The sequence below is a fragment of the Arthrobacter sp. Helios genome (assembly GCF_023167125.1).
Taxonomy (GTDB): Bacteria; Actinomycetota; Actinomycetes; order Actinomycetales; family Micrococcaceae; genus Arthrobacter_B; species Arthrobacter_B luteolus.
The window spans coordinates 3,233,852-3,249,303 of record NZ_CP095402.1 but is presented as its reverse complement, the minus strand read 5'-3'; the positions used below and the strand labels follow the sequence as shown (position 1 = coordinate 3,249,303).

Below are 15,452 nucleotides of genomic sequence, written 5' to 3'. Positions count from 1 at the left end.
GTGCAGAAGTCTCTGGCTACAGGTTACCCACTCGGGAGTGTACGCTTCCATGAAGCGACCCTGTATGAGTATCAGCCAATATGCAGAGCATCGGCATGCAGTCAAAGATCCTGACAGTAACCCCCTATGGGAACTGCCTTCCCATTACGCGCGCCTGGATGACAGCAAGAATGAGTTCGGTTTCACGTGAAACACGAAGGCCTCAGCGCTGATTTGGCGAAACTGAGCATGGGCTCCCAGAACCCGCGCTCATAGATTCTGCGGACCTTGGGCGTGAAAGCATGGCTCACCGGATTCCACTGGGCTCTCCGTCCAGTAGACGCGCAGGACGCAAATCTAAAAGACTTCATCACTTATCGTCCGTAAACAAAAACCGTTCCCGTTGCTGTTCAAGGAACGACTATCAGTGATGGAATGCCTTGACCTTGAAGAGTGGGAGGACCGCCCTCGATTCCAGAGATGCCCTGCCCGCCAGTCTCTGCATGCCTGGGCCACCGCTGTAGCAAGCGGCTCCCTTCTCAATACGGGGGCTCAGTGCCACCCAAAGGCTGCGGGGCGATTATCGCCGAGGCATGCTCCTGGGGTTCGCTGCCTAAGGATTCCTTCCTGCCGCCAGGGATGCTTACTGAGGCTTCTGCGCAGTCCCGAGCAGTCCCGTGCAGGACAGTGCGGTGCGGCGGAGTAGAGCAGATGAGAGCGGAGCGGAGCAGAGCAAAGCAGAGTGGGGGTGAGCCGACGCACCACGCTGGCCCACGGGTGCGCTGCATTGTGGACCGCCGCGTTTGCCCGCTGTTTCACGTGAAACATTGTCGCGCTTGGTCCGGGCGATGCCCTGGCCAGTGCTCCGCAACAAACCACTTATGACCCGGACCGTCACCTTGTACCGACCGTCTTGTCAGGATCACCGTCCTTCGTATTCTCATGCGCCGGAAGCAGAATCCACCACAAGGTGGGTTGCCAGGTCTACTCGCTGGGGATATGCGCCGGCGAGTAGGGACTCCCATGGGCTGACCACCATAAGGAGCACTCAGTTGAAAGCACAGAGTCTCACTGAGCAGGCAAATGTTTCACGTGAAACGCTTGGCGGCAGCATTGCCGCTTCTAGCGATGAGGCGGTTAAAGCGGGGTAACAACGGGGATCGACTTGATACTCGTAGGAGCGGGGATGCGGGGAGATATGGGGCATGGGGCGGGAGGTATGGCTGATGCCAAGTGGGTGTCCCCTCCGGCTTCCGCGGGCTATCGAACAGGGGGGGACGAGAGTGCTAGGGGTGCGTCGACATCGCGAGGAGCGAAGTGTTGGAATACTGAGGCGACCTACCCCCCCCCGAGTCAGGCTTGGAGGAGCCTCAGGGAATGGTGCACTCGACATAAGAGAATCCCTTGCTGTGGGCACTGTTGCGATGGGTGTCGCATTCACGTGGGAGCAAATGGCCGGGTACGAGGCGATGGTTAACCATCCAGGGTCAGCCCTTGCTTGGGACAGCCTGCACGTGGGGTCCTGCAGGCAAACACGTGGTCGTGGCCGGCAGCGTTCATGCCGACGGTTCTGTGGAGCGGTAGAAGCTGGCAACAAGGGATATGCACGTCCTTTGTGGTCCCGGTGTCGTTCCAGAGTGACTCAGCGGGCTGAGGCCATCTGGTTGAGCTTTTCACGGACCGGTCGCCCAGGGATATCGGATAGTGGTGAATAACTGTCCTACTCGGTGGCATCCGGCATGGACCCCGCGGAGTATTCCATAGACCGAGAGGGAATTTAGGGGTGTCAGGCCAGCCGTGGATCGGAGGGGAAACGGCCGCCCAGTCTCAGAAAGCACTCGTCACTGTCATGATCTCGCGACTCATCAACCATCTCTAAAGGCGTCCCATGCTGACCGAGAGGGAGTCGGGGTCAAGGCCGCAGGGCAAGTCAGCTCATAAAAGCAGCGGAGGACCATCCGCGCTGTGGGGAGTTCTAGGCTTCCAGAGCGCAGCAACGGGATGAAAGAGGTTGTCAGCTGGTGGAATCGGTACTCAGGGCAAATCCCTGGAGCAGGCAACATGGTCATCAAGATGTTCAACGGCCGCAGGCTGACGCCGGTTCAAGATGCCGGAGACCGTACCCCTCTCGATGGGTTGCCGTGATGGGCTGGCGCAAGGCCTCCTGGAACCCTCTTCACTCGCTCTGCGAGGCCCGGTACCCGAGTGGCCACTGCATTTGAACGCCACTGCATTTGAACACGGTGGCCGCCGTGCACTCCACGCCACAGGATTTCCCACGCATCACCCACGCTGACCGCTGCGCCGGAGAAACACCACACCGAGGTAGTGAGAATATCGGTAGCCGTTGTGAGTGCACTTCTGGTGCGGACGGCGAGCAGCTGGAGAGCGGGACCGAAGATCGGACTGCTCGATAGACCCAGCCGACCAATCACGACCTGTAGTGGACCCCGGGAATGGTTGTGCCCAATCAAGAGAGCTGTCGTTTCACGTGAAACGGGAATCCTAGGACAGCAGGCTCTTGGTGCCGGGGCAGTAACCGTAGCCCAAGAATTCCGCGGCTAACTGGTTGCCTGCTTGCAAATGAACGGAGAGGCCTGGGAGTGCGGGAACATCCTTTAGGCAGGTCTGCGGTTGTGGCGATGATCCGGCAGCTCAATTACTGCAACGCTCCGTTGGCCTTTTCGGCTGTTGGTTGGAGATTAGTCAGCGCCGAACCCGATAGCGCATGTGTCGCACCCGGTTGCCCTGGATCACGACATCGGGATCCTCCAGCAGGTGCTGTGCGTGGACCGACCCGAAGTAGCGCTTGCCCGACCCAAATACGACGGGCACAACGTCCATGCGCACCTCGTCGACCAGGCCGGCGGCAAACACCTGGCCACCGACGTCGCCCGCGGCAACCTCGACGATACGCTCACCCGCAAGCTCCTGCGCCTTGGCCACGGCTGCCTTGATGCTGTCTACGAAGTGAAACGGCGCCTCGGGGTCCCAGCCCTCAGGCTTCGGCCGGTGAGTCACGACGACCACATGGGCGACCCCGCCCGGGGGCTTCCCGTCCCAGCCATCAGTCAGGTCGAAGACGTGACGGCCCGCGATTGTCGCCCCGATCTGGTCCCAGTACGGCCGGATGTAGTCATAGGACGTCTGCGACACCTTCAACTCGCCGCTATCGTCCAACGGCACGTCACCGCTGAGCAACCAGTCGAACAGTGGTCCGGGCTGGTCGTGCTTGTCCGCGATGAAGCCGTCCACCGACACCGAGGCGTACATAACCACCTTGCCCACGGGACTCTCCTTTGCTCGAGTGCCCCATGTTAGCTCCGATATGGCGAACACGGTTCCGCGCCTGCGGGTTTTCATGGTGATATCCGAAAGGCAAAGGCGTGCCGAGCGTCCCTCCCTGGGGCAGGCTTCGAAGCGCGAAGAGGGCGGGTCCCCGAATGGAAACCCGCCCTATGAACTAGAAAGGTCAGCTACTTCGCATTCTCCGAGAAGCTGGAGTCGACATAGCTGTCCTGCTTAATCGGATCTGCGTACTCGATCGCGCCGGACGCCATCCACACTTCCTCCATCTTGGCCAGCTGCTCAGGGAGGGGTGCCAGGTTGGGAAGCCAGGTGTAGAGCGGGACGGCCTTGACTTCCTCGGCAGTCTGTCCGGTGGCGTCACCGATGATCTTCAGGTTCTCGTCCGAGTAGCGATCCTCACCCTGGAGGTCCTTGGCCGCGCGCGCTACGGCATTAAAGAACTTCTGCGCGTTGTCGGAGCCTGCGAAGTGCCCGCCGAAGATCATTCCGGTACCGGAGGTACCTGCCGGGGGAACACTGAGCTGGACAGCCGTCTCGTCGCTGATGGCCAGCGTAGAGAACGGAGCGGAGATCAAGCCTGCATCGAGGCTGCCGTTGGCAATGGCCGTAGGCATATCCGGGTTGCCGAGGTTGACGACCTCGACGTCGTTGATGCCCAGGCCTGCTTCCTCCAGTGCCAAGGCCAGGAGGAACGCGCCGGTTCCACCGGCACCGCCGGCAGCGCCGACCTTCCGGTCACGCAGGTCTTCGACTCCGTTGATCTGGTTGTCATCGGCCAATGCCTTCGAAACGACCAGGCTGGTAGGGCTCTCTTCAGTATTGCCGTCTGCAACACCCATCGAACCTACAACCTTGATGTCGAGGCCGGTTTCGATGGCGCTGAACATTCCAGCCGAGAAACCGGCGGCTACGACGTCGAGCTTGCCGCTGGAAGCCAAAGGAATGGCATCCTGGCCGGACTTAACCGTTTCCAGGGTCACTTCCAGGCCTTCGTCTTCGAAGTATCCCTTGGCATCGGCAACGTAGATGGGAGCAAAGATGGGCAGCTGCACGATGCCGACGCTCACCCCCGTCATTTCGGGTCCTTCGGCTTCCGCACCGGATTCGGCGCTGCATCCGGTCGTCACGAGGGCTGCCAGCACCATTGCGGCAGAAAATTTTAGTCTGATTTTCACTTCTTATCCTTCTTTTTTGATCCATTGGAATATTTCCAGGGAAGTACTGCCCGCTCGAGGAGAAGCACCAGTGCTGTCACCAGCGCGCCCACGAGGGAAACAACAATCAGCCCGACGTACATCTTGGCGGGCTGGAACAGCTGCCAGGAATTCCAGATGAGGTAACCGAGACCGTCGTTCGACGCCACAAACTCCACAGCGGTAATAACGATGACGGACATTCCAGCAGCGACTCGGAGGCCGGTGATAATCGCCGGCGTTGCTCCGGGGAGCAGCACATGCCGGAACAACTTAAACCCGGTGGCCTTGTAAGCGCGGGCAGCTTCCAGCACGCGCGCATCGATCTGGACAATGCCGGCGAGGGTGTTGATTTGGATGACGAAAAATACCGAAATGGCAACGCTGAGCACTTTGGGAGTCTCGGTGAGGCCGAAGATGAGCAGCAGCAGCGGAAGGATCGCGATCTTGGGCAGGGCGTAGAGGGCCGTGAAAGTCGGGCCGAGTGCGGCGCGCAGAGGCCGCCAGACACCCATCAACAGGCCGACGGCGATGCCTGCCACGGCGCCACACGCGAAACCAACGCTCAGCCGCGCCACGGTGGCTCCTGTGTGCTTCCAGAGTTCGTTGCTTTCCATCATGCTCCACGCCTGCACCGCGATCTGGGTGGGCGGGGTAAACAGTCGTGCATCGACGGCACCGCTGCGGGCCAGCAGCTCCCAGAGGGCAAGGAGCAGGACCGGAGTCAGGATGGACAGGGAGAGGTCACGGAAGCGGAGCCGCTGCTCCCGGGAGAACTCACGCTGAATAGCACCCTGAAGTTCGACGTCGGCCGGGGCTTTGGTTTGGTCGTGGATGGTTGTAGTCATGTTAGGAATACCTCAGAGATGCTTGGACTTCGTCGCGCAATGAATCCCAGATATCCTGCTTCATTGACGCGAACTCGGGGCTTGCTTCGATCTGCATGCTGCGGGGGCGTCCGAACGGGACGTCAATGATTTCCTTGACCCGGCCGGGGCGGGCGGACATCATCACGATCTGGTCGCCCAGCAGGAGCGCTTCTTCAATTGAGTGGGTGACAAGAACAACCGTTTTGCGCTCCAGCTCCCATAGCTTCACCAGCTGTTCCTGCATCAGCATCCGTGTCTGTGCGTCAAGGGCACCCAGCGGCTCATCCATCAGCAGTGCGGGGGATCCGGTGGCAAACGCGCGGGCGATGGCAATGCGCTGGCGCATACCGCCGGACAGCTGATGCGGATAGGAGTTCTCGAACCCGGTCAAGCCGGCTTCGGCAATCCAGTGCCGGGCGTGCTCCTCGCGTTCACGTCGGCCCACACCGGCCATTTGCTCGCCGAACGCGACGTTCTGCAGGACGTTGAACCAGGGAAACACGCCGTGTTCCTGGAATACGAACGCTGAGGTCGGAACCTTGTCTGCTCGAAGGCTTGTGGAGATATGGCCGGAAGTTGCTGTTTCCAGGTCGCCCAGGATGCGAAGTAGGGTTGACTTTCCGCAGCCGGAAGGACCCACGATACAAGTGAAGGAGCCCTCCTTCAGCTTCAGATTGATGTCATCGAGGGCATGGACACCGGTGGAACCGGGGAATACCTTGTGTACGGAGTTGACCTCGAAGGCATAGTCCGTCGAAGTTTCTGGGGTCATCTTGTTTCCTGAATGTCGGAGGACTGTGAGGGTTGGCGGGGAGGGAGTGGGGAGCAGAAGATCCCTCCAATGAACTGCTGGTCCCATTCGGAGGCCTGCAGGTATTCCGGGGCATGTGGGCCGATCAGGCCCGGTGCCCAGAGTTCGGCGTCGTCATCCGGCTCGTAGCCGATTGCGGAGCCGCCGGTAGCGGACAAGTAGCCACGGGTGTTGGCCGAGACCCCCCAGATGATGCGGTAACCGTTTGAGGGCTTATCCAGGGCATGGAGGAACAGGGAACCCGCATCTCCGGGGGAGAGCCAGGTGCTCAGCATCCGGGCGTCCCGGGGCTGTTCGAAGCGTGACGCGATACGCAGGCAAATTACGTCCATGCCGTGCCGGTCATGGTAGTAACTGCCCAGGGCCTCCAATGCAGCTTTGGAGACTCCGTAAAAGGTATTGGGGCGCACCGGTGTATCGTCGGGGACCGCTGTGCCGTCGGTGGGGACCGGAGTAAAGCCGGCGGCATGAATCGAACTTGCCAGCACTGCTTTGGTGATGCCCTGCAGCCGTGCGCTTTCAAGCACTGCCTGGGTGCCGTCTATGTTGGCCCTGAGGATCCGGTCCCAGTCGTCCTCCAGCGGTATACCAGCGAGATGGATTAACGCGTCACATCCTGACAAAGCGGTGCTGAGAGCCGAGCGGTCATTGACGTCGCAGATCGCCCAGTCAGCGCCGAAATCCCGTTCGGGACGGACCCGGTCGATGCAGCGCAGCTCTATCCCTGCGTCCTGCAGCGCCGGGATGATGTCGGACGCCAGAGAGCCGGCGGCTCCGGTCAGCGCGACCCGCTGCGGCAGCTGGATCCAGGGCCCCCTCACAGCAGTGCCCCCTGACCGACGAGTGCTTCCTGCAGCCGCAGGACATCAACTGTGCTGTCCCGGACGTAGAGGGCCGCCGCGAGCCCGGCTGCCTGACCGGTCGCAAAGGACGTACCCATGACCCGGAGGGAAGCAAAAGCCCGGTTGTCGGAGCTGACCAGGCGTCCAGCGGCCCAGAGATTCGTCACGTCGGAGGAAGCCAGGGCGCCGTAGGGAATGTGGTACCAGCTCTTCCCCGCAATCCGATGGTAGGAAGTGGATCCGGCTACGGCGTGATCCTCCATGGGCCAGCCACAGCGGGCAATTGCATCCTCGGGGCGCCGCCGCGCTCCGCTCACGTCCGAGGCCCGCACCGTTTCCTGTCCCAGAAGCCTGCGTCCCTCGCGGATTCCCAGTTGCGGGCCCGTGGCTGCCAGGTAAGCATCCCGCCAGCCAGGCAGGAAGGATACGAAGGCGTCCAGATAGTCGTGGCACAGTGCCCTGGCCCGGCTCTCCGCACCGCTGAGCTGCTGGACATCAAGTATGTCGATGTGTTCGTCAGCCAGGAGCAGCATCAATTCGCGGGAGAGGGGCAGCCGTACACAGGTACCGTTGCTGCGGCCGAGTTCCACGCCCGTCCGGGCGGCATAGCGGGCCAGTGCATCATCCATTGCCTGGGACGACGTCTCGGCGTCTTCCGCCACCCCGCCAACCCTCATCACAAGAGTGCTGGCCTGACGCTGGTCAGTCGGTGAGAGATGATGGTCGGCGCCCGCGGCGGCCAGGAGCGCCCCGTCGCCGCTGCAGTCGACGAAGGCCTTGGCCGTGAGCTCCAGATTCCCTCCGCGGTGGGAGATCAGGACGCTTTCGATTCCGCCGGGACCGCGGCGTGCGGAGTGGAGCGTGCTGTGGAACAGGACGTCGATGCCTGCCGAGGCCACGAGCTTGTCCAGGATGAGTTTGGTGGTTTCGAGGTCGAGGAGGACGACCGTGTTGCCGGAGTTGCTGAAGGTTTCCCGGCGGTAGAGGTCATGGCGGTGGAGTTCTTGGAGGAACTCGTCGCCGAAACCGTAGACCACCTGCTCACCCTGCTGGTCGTAGAAACCGCAGTACGCGAGCACCGAGCTGTTAGTGGCCGCTCCGCCGAGGAAACCGTACTGTTCGACAAGACAAACCGCAGCGCCACTGCGTGCTGCGCTGACGGCCGCAGCCACGCCAGCCGCTCCGCCTCCTACAACGACAACGTCATAAGCTGTACGGCCCGGAGTGTGGGGCATGGAGATATTTCCTTAAAGCTTGAAATTGATAACCCTGCCAGAAAAGGCATCGGTAGAATTTCATTCTCGTTGTGATGGGCGTCATAATTCAAATGCCTAATAAGCTGTTCAGTCATTACCACCAGGCATGGGAGTAGCAATGGAGTTCAGGCAGATCGAGTATTTTGTCCGGGCCGCGTCAACGGGTTCGGTGAGCAGCGCTGCCGCAGAGCTTCACATGACCCAGCCCGCGCTGAGCCGGCAGATTGCCGAGTTGGAGCGGGAAGTCGGGAGCCGGCTTTTTGTCCGGACGGCCAAGGGGGTCACATTGACGGAGGCTGGCGAAGCGCTCTACAGCCATGCGCATCAGCTGATTGGTCATATGGAGAAAATTCCCGAGATTGTTCGGGTTGCGGCATCGGGAAACCGCGTCCTGCGGATCGGAGCCCCTCCGGGGTTGCCACACGACTGGTTCCGCCGGATCTCCACCCGGGTGCGTGCGGCAGACCAGAGGGTGCAGCTCTCTCTATTCGAGGCCAGCAGCGATGAGCAGCGCAGGCTCCTGCGGAACGGCGCGTTGGATGTGGGCCTCCTGCACGCCCGTCCGCGTGAGGGGCATGCCAAGCACGTCCTGACGCAGCCGCTGGGGGCCGTCCTCCCTCCAGGCTCCCCCCTTGCCGGGCGAAGCAGCCTCAGGTTGGCAGACCTGGACACCCTGACTGTCATGGCACACGCCGTCGGCGAGATCAAGGCCCAGGAGGTCAAGCTGCGTGCGGCCGCGGACGCCGCGGGAATTAGGGCACGCTGGGTCTTTAGACGGTTCAGCCATCACGCGCTGCTGATCGCGGATCTCGCATCCGCTGATGCCGCCCTGACTACTCAGGCGTCAGCGGCGATCAATTTCCCTGACTGGCCCTGGGTTCCGCTGGATGCCCTGGATGAAGAAGGCATGGAGATGCTTGTGCGCACCTGGGTGACCTGGCCTTCCGCGGTCCAATCCGGGCCCGTAGAGGTATTGGTACAAGCGATGATGGAGGAAGCAGGAAACCCGTACGCCAGCGCCTAGAATCAGCCGTCAAGCATTTAGAGCCCGGACACCCTGCGGGCGTCCGCGTCCGGGTTAAAGCGGCTGACGTCGTCTAGAGCCAGTGTGCCGGTCGGCTGGTCTTCTTCTTCCAGCAGGTACAGCCGCTGGATCGCGATGACAATGGAATCGGCGACAGTCTGCCGGAAGACGGGATCGGCGAGCCGGTGCGCATCGTGGAAGTTGCTGAGGTAGCCCAGATCGATTCCCACGGATGGGATGCCGGGCAGCTTTAGCGTGTCCCAGGTGCGGGCGTGGATGCCGAGATTGCCCATATCGGTCCGGGCCGCGAGTTCCTTGATCATCAGGATGGCTGCCCGCTGGCCGATGGGGGAGCGGGGCTCTCCGGAGGAGGGCAGGCCCCAGTAATAGGCGGCAATGCCGGAGGCCGCCGGCTGGTCCAGCCAGTCGCAGTGAATGTTGACGTTCAGGCTCGGCAGCTTGCCGGCCGGGTCGTTGCCGTTGGCTTCGGCGTCGTAGGCAACCACCTCTGCCCCGAATTCGTTGAGGATGCGTTCCACCCGTGCGCTGACATCGGAGGCGACCAGGACTTCGGTCAGCGGCTGGCCGGTCAGGCGCTCCGTGACGTGGGCGGAAGGGGTTTCCGAACGGCCGATATTCAGGGTGATGGTCCGCCCGCGCAGGGCTGCCGTGGAACGGTCCAGCCGCTCGTAATCGCGCAGCGCAAAGGCCTGGCTGGGGGAGAGAGCACGGTTCACCCGCAGCATGGCCGTCATCGTATCGGTGTCGCACACCCCGGTCCCGGGGATCCCAAGGTTCAGCTGCAGCTCGGCGACGGCGTAGCGGGTGCGGACACCGAATTCGCCGTCAATGTGCCCGTAGTAGAAACCCAGGTGGGAGAGATGGCGCTGCAGTTCCGCGACGTCGTCGCCCCGAACGGCAGGCTCATCTTCGGCATAGGCCAGGGCACGGTCGCCGAAGCGGAACTGGGCTTCGGCGAGGGCACGCTGGGTATCCGGACCAGCGACGCCGTCGACGATCAGGCCGCGGCTCTGCTGGAAGGCACGGACCGCCGCATCGACGTGGTCGTCAAAGACGGTGGGATCGTTAACGGCGTCCGGGGAGAGATAGGACATGGAAATGCCGGCGCGCAGCAGTGCTTCGCGAAGCGTTACTACGCGCCGGCTGGAATCCAGTCTCCGCAGACTTTCGTCCGCCGAGTGCATGGTCATGAAACCTACTTCAGGAAGGCCGCGAATTCCTGCTCGAGGACCTGCTTCGGCTTCGCACCGATCGACGTGGCAGCAACCTCACCGCCCTTGAAAACGTAGACGGCAGGGATGGACGTGATGCCGTACTTGGCTGCGATCGCAGGGTTGTCGTCCACATTGACCTTCACCACGTCGACCTTCTCCGCGTACTCGGCGGCGATGTCATCGAGGATCGGGGAAAGCATCCGGCACGGACCGCACCATTCAGCCCAGAAGTCCACAATGACCGGCTTGTCTGCGGCCAGCACATCGGTGCTGAACGAGGAATCCGTTACGTCCTTGGCATTGCTCATGGTTTTACTCCTTGTGGATCTCTAGACGGCGGCGTTTTCGGAAACAGTTTCCGACGCCGGGGTGGGAACGGTGGCAGCAGTGGCGGCTGAACCAAGGTCTGCCAGGTAATGCTCGACGTCGAGGGCAGCAGCGCAGCCCGATCCCGCTGCCGTGATGGCCTGGCGGTAGGTCGGGTCAATAACGTCGCCGGCTGCGAACACACCGGGCAGGGAGGTCTTGGAGGTGCGTCCCTGGACGGCGATGGTGCCGGCTTCGGTCAGCTCCAGCTGGCCGCGGACCAGATCGATGCGCGGATCGTTGCCGATCGCGACGAAGATGCCGGTGACCTCGAGGTCCGACTCCGAGCCGTCGGCGGTGTTGCGCAGCCGCAGCCCGGTGGCCTTGTCCGCGCCATGGATCGCCACAACTTCGGAATCCCAGATGAAGCGGATCTTCTCATTGGCCAGCGCACGGTCCTGCATGATCTTCGAGGCGCGCAGTGTGTTGCGGCGGTGCACCACGGTCACCGAATCAGCGAACTTGGTCAGGAACAGCGCCTCCTCCAGGGCGGAGTCTCCGCCGCCGATGACGGCGATGTTCTGGCCCTTGAAGAAGAAACCGTCGCAGGTGGCGCACCAGCTGACGCCGCGGCCGGACAGCCGCTTCTCGTCCTCGAGGCCCAGCTCGCGGTAAGCCGACCCGGTGGAAATGATCACGGCGCGGGCCAGGAAGGTCTCCCCGGTGCCGATGGTGACCTTCTTGATCTCCCCGGTGAGGTCAACCGAGGTGACATCCTCGAAGAGGATCTCGGTGCCGAACCGGGCGGCCTGCTTCTCCAGATTGGCCATGAGATCCGGACCCATGATCCCTTCAGGGAAGCCCGGGAAGTTCTCCACGTCAGTGGTGTTCATCAGTTCACCGCCGGCGGTGACGGAGCTGGCGATCAGCAGCGGCTTCAGGTTGGCCCGCGCGGTGTAGACGGCAGCGGTGTAGCCGGAGGGCCCGGAACCAACGATGATGACGTCCCGGATTTCGGGCGCGGAACCTGCGGCATCGGGCAGAATTTCGGTGCTCACGTGCTGTGAACCTCTTTCTTTGGAGAAACGGGCGTGATCCGGTGATGGAACGCTCGGGGACTCTAACCACCCGGCACAACACTGACAGAGAACAGCTTATTCCGAATGGCTCCTGCGTCACACGTTGAGCCGCCGGGCCGGTTGCCGGCGGCTCAAATGGGTGGAATCAGGACACTGCGATCTCTGCGATGCGCAGGCCCCAGGGGTATTCGGCCTGCACTCCGCTCAGGCGGGGCAGCTGGGTGAAGTTGATGATGACGTAGCTTGCCGATGCCGGCTCACCATCCACCTTGGGCACCGAGATGCTGGTGGTGGGTCCGGTGAAGCCGGACTGGGCCACGGTGGAGGCGCCTTCCAGGGTGGGCTGGTCATTGAGCATCACGGAGAAGCTGCCGCCGCTGCCGTTCAGCTGCGTGATGTCCACCTTGCTAACGGCAGATTCGTCTTCAAGTTCGACGACGAGCGCCAGGCTGGGCGCCAGTCCGCCGAAGGTCTCCGAAGCGTAGACGTAGCTGGACCAGTAGCTGGCCGGGTTACCGTCGATGATCTGCGGAAGCGCGGCGTCGTTCACCGAGTCCAGGGACTGGTTGCCGGGAACCAGGCGCGTGACACCTGCGGTCGCCGGAGCGGGCAGGGCGGCTCCGGTTTCCTCGGCTGCACCCTCTTCCGGTGCCGGGGCTACCGCCTCCGGGGAGGTGGAAACCTCGTCGGAGGCGAACATGTCCCCGACCTTGCCGAGGTTGGTAAAGGCGAGAACCACGGCGACGATCAGCACCAGGCTGAGGAAGCCTCCGACCAGCAGCCGGCCGTACTTGCGGTCGCCGCCTTCCCGGGGCTCGGCGTCGTCTTCCTGGTCGTAGTCCTCGTAGGTATCGGAGTCATAGCCGGCACCCAGGGCAGTGCGCGGGAAGCTGGAGGCCCGGCGCTCGTTCTCGCCGGCAGGCCGGTAGCCTTCCGCGGGGAAGTCATCCTCATCTTCCCAGCGGCTCACCTTGGGGGCGGCAACCGGGGCCGTCTCCGGGGCGGGCGTGGAGTAGGCGGCTGTGCGCGGGCTCTGGCGGGGCGGCGGGGGAACGGCTGCGGCGCCGGTGGCCGCTTCCGCCGGGGCTCCCTGGGATCCGCCGAACTCCAAGTCACGCTCCGCATTGGCAGCCGCGGAGGCACCTGCCGCTCCGGAAGCTGCGGCACCGCGGCCGAAGCGGGGGAGCTGGGGCTTGGACAGGCCTGAGAGCAGCGGTTTGCGGTCCCGTTCCGGGGATTCCTCGACATAGCGGTCTTCTTCGACCGTCTCGGGTTCGCGCGAACGCGGTTCGCCAAAGATTTCCGAGCCGAGCGTGTCGGTGAAGAAGGGCTCCACATAGGGGGCGTCGCGTTCAATGACGAGGTCAAGGAGGTCAGCGGCGTTGCCGGTGGAGGTAATCAGATAGGTGCAGCCGTCGCTGACGCCCAGGTCCAGGATCTGAACGGTGGAATGACGCTCACCGATGGCGATTTCCCGCGCGCTGGCACTAACCTGGCTGGCGTTCTGCGGTGCGGCAACGAGGATGCTTACGGCACGGTTCAGCACCTGGTCCACGCCGTCGAGGACAAGGTCGTTCTCTGCCGAGGCCAGTACCTGGGCGGTGACCTTGTATCGGCCGCCCAGCACTGAACCAACGTTTACCGGTTGTGGCACGTGTTCCTCCCGTGGAAACGGCTGTAACTTCTGCAAGATTTAGCCACCGGCGGGCGTGGGGCTGCCGGTGCGGTTAACACAGTACGCGCACGCCACCATTGACTTTCCCGTACCGCCCGCCTTATTCCATGCTACCCGCGGCGGCGGCCAAACCTGAGTTTGGTGTCTCAGGCCCCGCGTTTGAGGCGTGCGAGGATAGGTGCCATGAACTCGTCCAGTTCCCTGACCTTCAGCCCGCGCAGCATCGCGGCGTAAGACGCAGCCATCAGCGTGCCGCAGACCGCCAGGACGACGACGGCGCTGGCCAGGGAGCTCCAGGCGAACCCGTCCGAGGTGTAGCCCCCAAGCATTGCCAGGGCTGCTGCTCCCACGGCGGAGGCGCCGAGCGCTGCGACGGTCAACCGGACGTGCAGATCGAACACCCGCCCGGCACCGTAGTGGCCAAGTTTGCGGTTCAGGAAGATGTGGCTGAGCACCACGGCGGCGATGTTGCCGATTGAGTAGGCCACGGCCAGGCCAAAAACGATCCTGTCCGCCGGAAGGGCGGCCGCCGCAAGGGCCAGGGACACGCCCAGGATGGAGAGGATAACCTGCATGATCAGTGGTGTTTTGGCGTCTTCATTGGCGTAGAAGGCCCGGTTCATCAGGAAGGTTGCGCTGAGGAAGGGGGCGCTGGCTGCCAGCAGGACCAGCACCTGCGCCTGGATCACGGCCGAGGCGTTGGACCCGCCGCTGAACCACATGCTGATGGGACCGGCCAGCACCACCAGGACAGCCGCGCAGAAAACGGTTGCCACGCCGATGGCCCGCAGCCCGCGGGCAATGGTGTCCCGGACACCGTCCAGGTCCTGTTCCACGTAGGCGTGGGACATCCGGTTAAAGAGGACGGTCGCGAGCGAAAGCGTGATGACCGAGTGCGGAATGATGTAGAGCATCGCCGCCGTCTCCAGGTTGAGGTGACCGGCGATTTCCTGGGGAGGCGTCATGGCCTGGTAGGCCGGCCGCGCCGCGGAGGCAATGGTCGCGACTTTGGTGTAGACGAGGTAGGCGCCGTTGCCAACGAGCATGGTGAGCACGGTCCACTTGGCCACCTTGCCGGTCTGCCCGAGGCCGACCCCGCGCAGCCCGAAGGACGGACGCAGCCCAAGCCCCAGCTTCTTCAGCGGGAACAGCAGGACAACGGCCTGCAGCACGATTCCGAGGGTGGTGCTGCCGGCAAGGATCAGGGTTGCCGTGGAGGTCCAGGTTTCCGGAGAGAACTGTTCGCTCTCCTGCCGGCCGATGAAGGTGATGAAGACGATCAGGCCGGCGATGGCCACCAGGTTGTTGACCACCGGTGCCCACATGTACGCACCGAACCGCCCATTGGCGTTCAGGATCTGGCCAATCACGGCGTACGCGCCGTAGAAGAAGATCTGCGGGAAGAGCCAGTAGGCAAAAACGGTGGCCAGCGGCAGCTGGTCCGGATTGAGCGCTGTCACCAGGGGCAGGATCAGCGGCGCCGCGATGGTGGCCAGGGCAGCGATGACAGCCAGGAACACCAGGCTCAGGGTCAGGATTCGTGAAACGTAATCCGCCCCGCGGTCCTCGCGTTTGCTGGCCTTGATGATCTGCGGCACCAGCACGGCGTTGAAGACGCCGCCTGCCACCAGGAGGTAGATGAAGTTGGGCAGGACATTCGCGGAACTGAAAATGTCCGTGACCAGCCCGGTATTGCCGATAGCCACGGCCAGCAGCGCGGTACGGACCAATCCGAGTACGCGGGAAACCATGGTTCCCGCTGCCATGACGGCGCTGGAGCGGGCAGTGCTGGGAGCGGTTTTCTGTGCGGCCATTATGTCCTTATGCTCTCACCTTCGCGCACCAATCCCTCAAAACCTGGAGGTCCGGGCATC

At 62.8% G+C, this 15,452-nt stretch carries 12 protein-coding genes; 1 reads left to right on the top strand and 11 read right to left on the bottom strand.

Translation table 11 applies throughout. The annotated features are described in order from the left end of the window. Nucleotides 1–2,685: 2,685 nt before the first annotated feature. The 6 genes from ArtHe_RS14845 to ArtHe_RS14820 form a co-directional block, all read right to left on the bottom strand. Complete coding sequence (locus ArtHe_RS14845; protein ID WP_248317650.1) at nt 2,686–3,267, bottom strand: dihydrofolate reductase family protein; 582 nt, start codon at nt 3,265–3,267, stop codon at nt 2,686–2,688. Between the two features lie 188 nt (nt 3,268–3,455). Then, complete coding sequence (locus tag ArtHe_RS14840; RefSeq protein WP_248317649.1) at nt 3,456–4,463, bottom strand: ABC transporter substrate-binding protein; 1,008 nt, start codon at nt 4,461–4,463, stop codon at nt 3,456–3,458. Beyond that, complete coding sequence (locus tag ArtHe_RS14835) at nt 4,460–5,329, bottom strand: ABC transporter permease (RefSeq protein WP_066300455.1); 870 nt, start codon at nt 5,327–5,329, stop codon at nt 4,460–4,462. The genes ArtHe_RS14840 and ArtHe_RS14835 overlap by 4 nt, the downstream gene beginning before the upstream one ends. A 1-nt stretch (nt 5,330) precedes the next feature. Then, the gene (locus tag ArtHe_RS14830) at nt 5,331–6,122 is read right to left on the bottom strand and encodes an ABC transporter ATP-binding protein (protein WP_066300453.1); all 792 of its coding nucleotides are present in this window, start codon (nt 6,120–6,122) and stop codon (nt 5,331–5,333) included. Further along, on the bottom strand, nt 6,119–6,982 hold the full coding sequence (locus tag ArtHe_RS14825) for an NAD(P)-dependent oxidoreductase (protein WP_066300447.1): 864 nt from the start codon (nt 6,980–6,982) through the stop codon (nt 6,119–6,121). The genes ArtHe_RS14830 and ArtHe_RS14825 overlap by 4 nt, the downstream gene beginning before the upstream one ends. Then, a complete protein-coding gene (locus ArtHe_RS14820; RefSeq protein WP_066300438.1) occupies nt 6,979–8,238 on the bottom strand; it encodes an FAD-dependent oxidoreductase in 1,260 nt (419 codons plus the stop codon). Before ArtHe_RS14820 ends, ArtHe_RS14825 begins: the two co-directional genes overlap by 4 nt. Nucleotides 8,239–8,377: 139 nt before the next feature. Here ArtHe_RS14820 and ArtHe_RS14815 point away from each other — a divergent pair, with 139 nt between their 5' ends. Continuing rightward, nucleotides 8,378–9,283, top strand: coding sequence for a LysR family transcriptional regulator (locus ArtHe_RS14815; RefSeq protein WP_066300432.1), 906 nt, complete (start codon nt 8,378–8,380; stop codon nt 9,281–9,283). A 17-nt stretch (nt 9,284–9,300) separates the two neighbouring features. Here ArtHe_RS14815 and ArtHe_RS14810 read toward each other — a convergent pair whose 3' ends face one another. The 5 genes from ArtHe_RS14810 to murJ all read right to left on the bottom strand — a co-directional run bounded on the left by ArtHe_RS14810 (nt 9,301) and on the right by murJ (nt 15,392). Next, nucleotides 9,301–10,494: a peptidoglycan-binding protein gene (locus tag ArtHe_RS14810; RefSeq protein ID WP_066300430.1), complete on the bottom strand. Its 1,194-nt coding sequence runs from the start codon at nt 10,492–10,494 to the stop codon at nt 9,301–9,303. A gap of 5 nt (nt 10,495–10,499) precedes the next feature. Next, nucleotides 10,500–10,826 carry a thioredoxin gene (gene trxA, locus ArtHe_RS14805; protein ID WP_066300427.1) on the bottom strand — a complete coding sequence of 109 codons (327 nt, stop codon included), beginning with the start codon at nt 10,824–10,826 and terminating at the stop codon, nt 10,500–10,502. Between the two features lie 21 nt (nt 10,827–10,847). Next, a complete protein-coding gene (gene trxB, locus ArtHe_RS14800) occupies nt 10,848–11,882 on the bottom strand; it encodes a thioredoxin-disulfide reductase (RefSeq protein WP_248317648.1) in 1,035 nt (344 codons plus the stop codon). A 166-nt stretch (nt 11,883–12,048) separates the two neighbouring features. Beyond that, nucleotides 12,049–13,557 carry an ABC transporter substrate-binding protein gene (locus ArtHe_RS14795; RefSeq protein WP_248317647.1) on the bottom strand — a complete coding sequence of 503 codons (1,509 nt, stop codon included), beginning with the start codon at nt 13,555–13,557 and terminating at the stop codon, nt 12,049–12,051. A gap of 167 nt (nt 13,558–13,724) precedes the next feature. Next, nucleotides 13,725–15,392, bottom strand: a complete 1,668-nt coding sequence (gene murJ / locus ArtHe_RS14790; RefSeq protein ID WP_248317646.1) for a murein biosynthesis integral membrane protein MurJ — start codon at nt 15,390–15,392, stop codon at nt 13,725–13,727. Nucleotides 15,393–15,452 lie beyond the last annotated feature (60 nt).

Excerpts from the sequence above, each read along its gene's own strand:
- trxA (WP_066300427.1), bottom strand. The coding sequence starts at position 10,826 with ATGAGCAATGCCAAGGACGTAACGGATTCCTCGTTCAGCACCGATGTG.
- ArtHe_RS14830 (WP_066300453.1), bottom strand. The coding sequence starts at position 6,122 with ATGACCCCAGAAACTTCGACGGACTATGCCTTCGAGGTCAACTCCGTA.
- ArtHe_RS14835 (WP_066300455.1), bottom strand. The coding sequence starts at position 5,329 with ATGACTACAACCATCCACGACCAAACCAAAGCCCCGGCCGACGTCGAA.
- murJ (WP_248317646.1), bottom strand. The coding sequence starts at position 15,392 with ATGGCCGCACAGAAAACCGCTCCCAGCACTGCCCGCTCCAGCGCCGTC.
- ArtHe_RS14815 (WP_066300432.1), top strand. The coding sequence starts at position 8,378 with ATGGAGTTCAGGCAGATCGAGTATTTTGTCCGGGCCGCGTCAACGGGT.
- ArtHe_RS14810 (WP_066300430.1), bottom strand. The coding sequence starts at position 10,494 with ATGACCATGCACTCGGCGGACGAAAGTCTGCGGAGACTGGATTCCAGC.
- ArtHe_RS14820 (WP_066300438.1), bottom strand. The coding sequence starts at position 8,238 with ATGCCCCACACTCCGGGCCGTACAGCTTATGACGTTGTCGTTGTAGGA.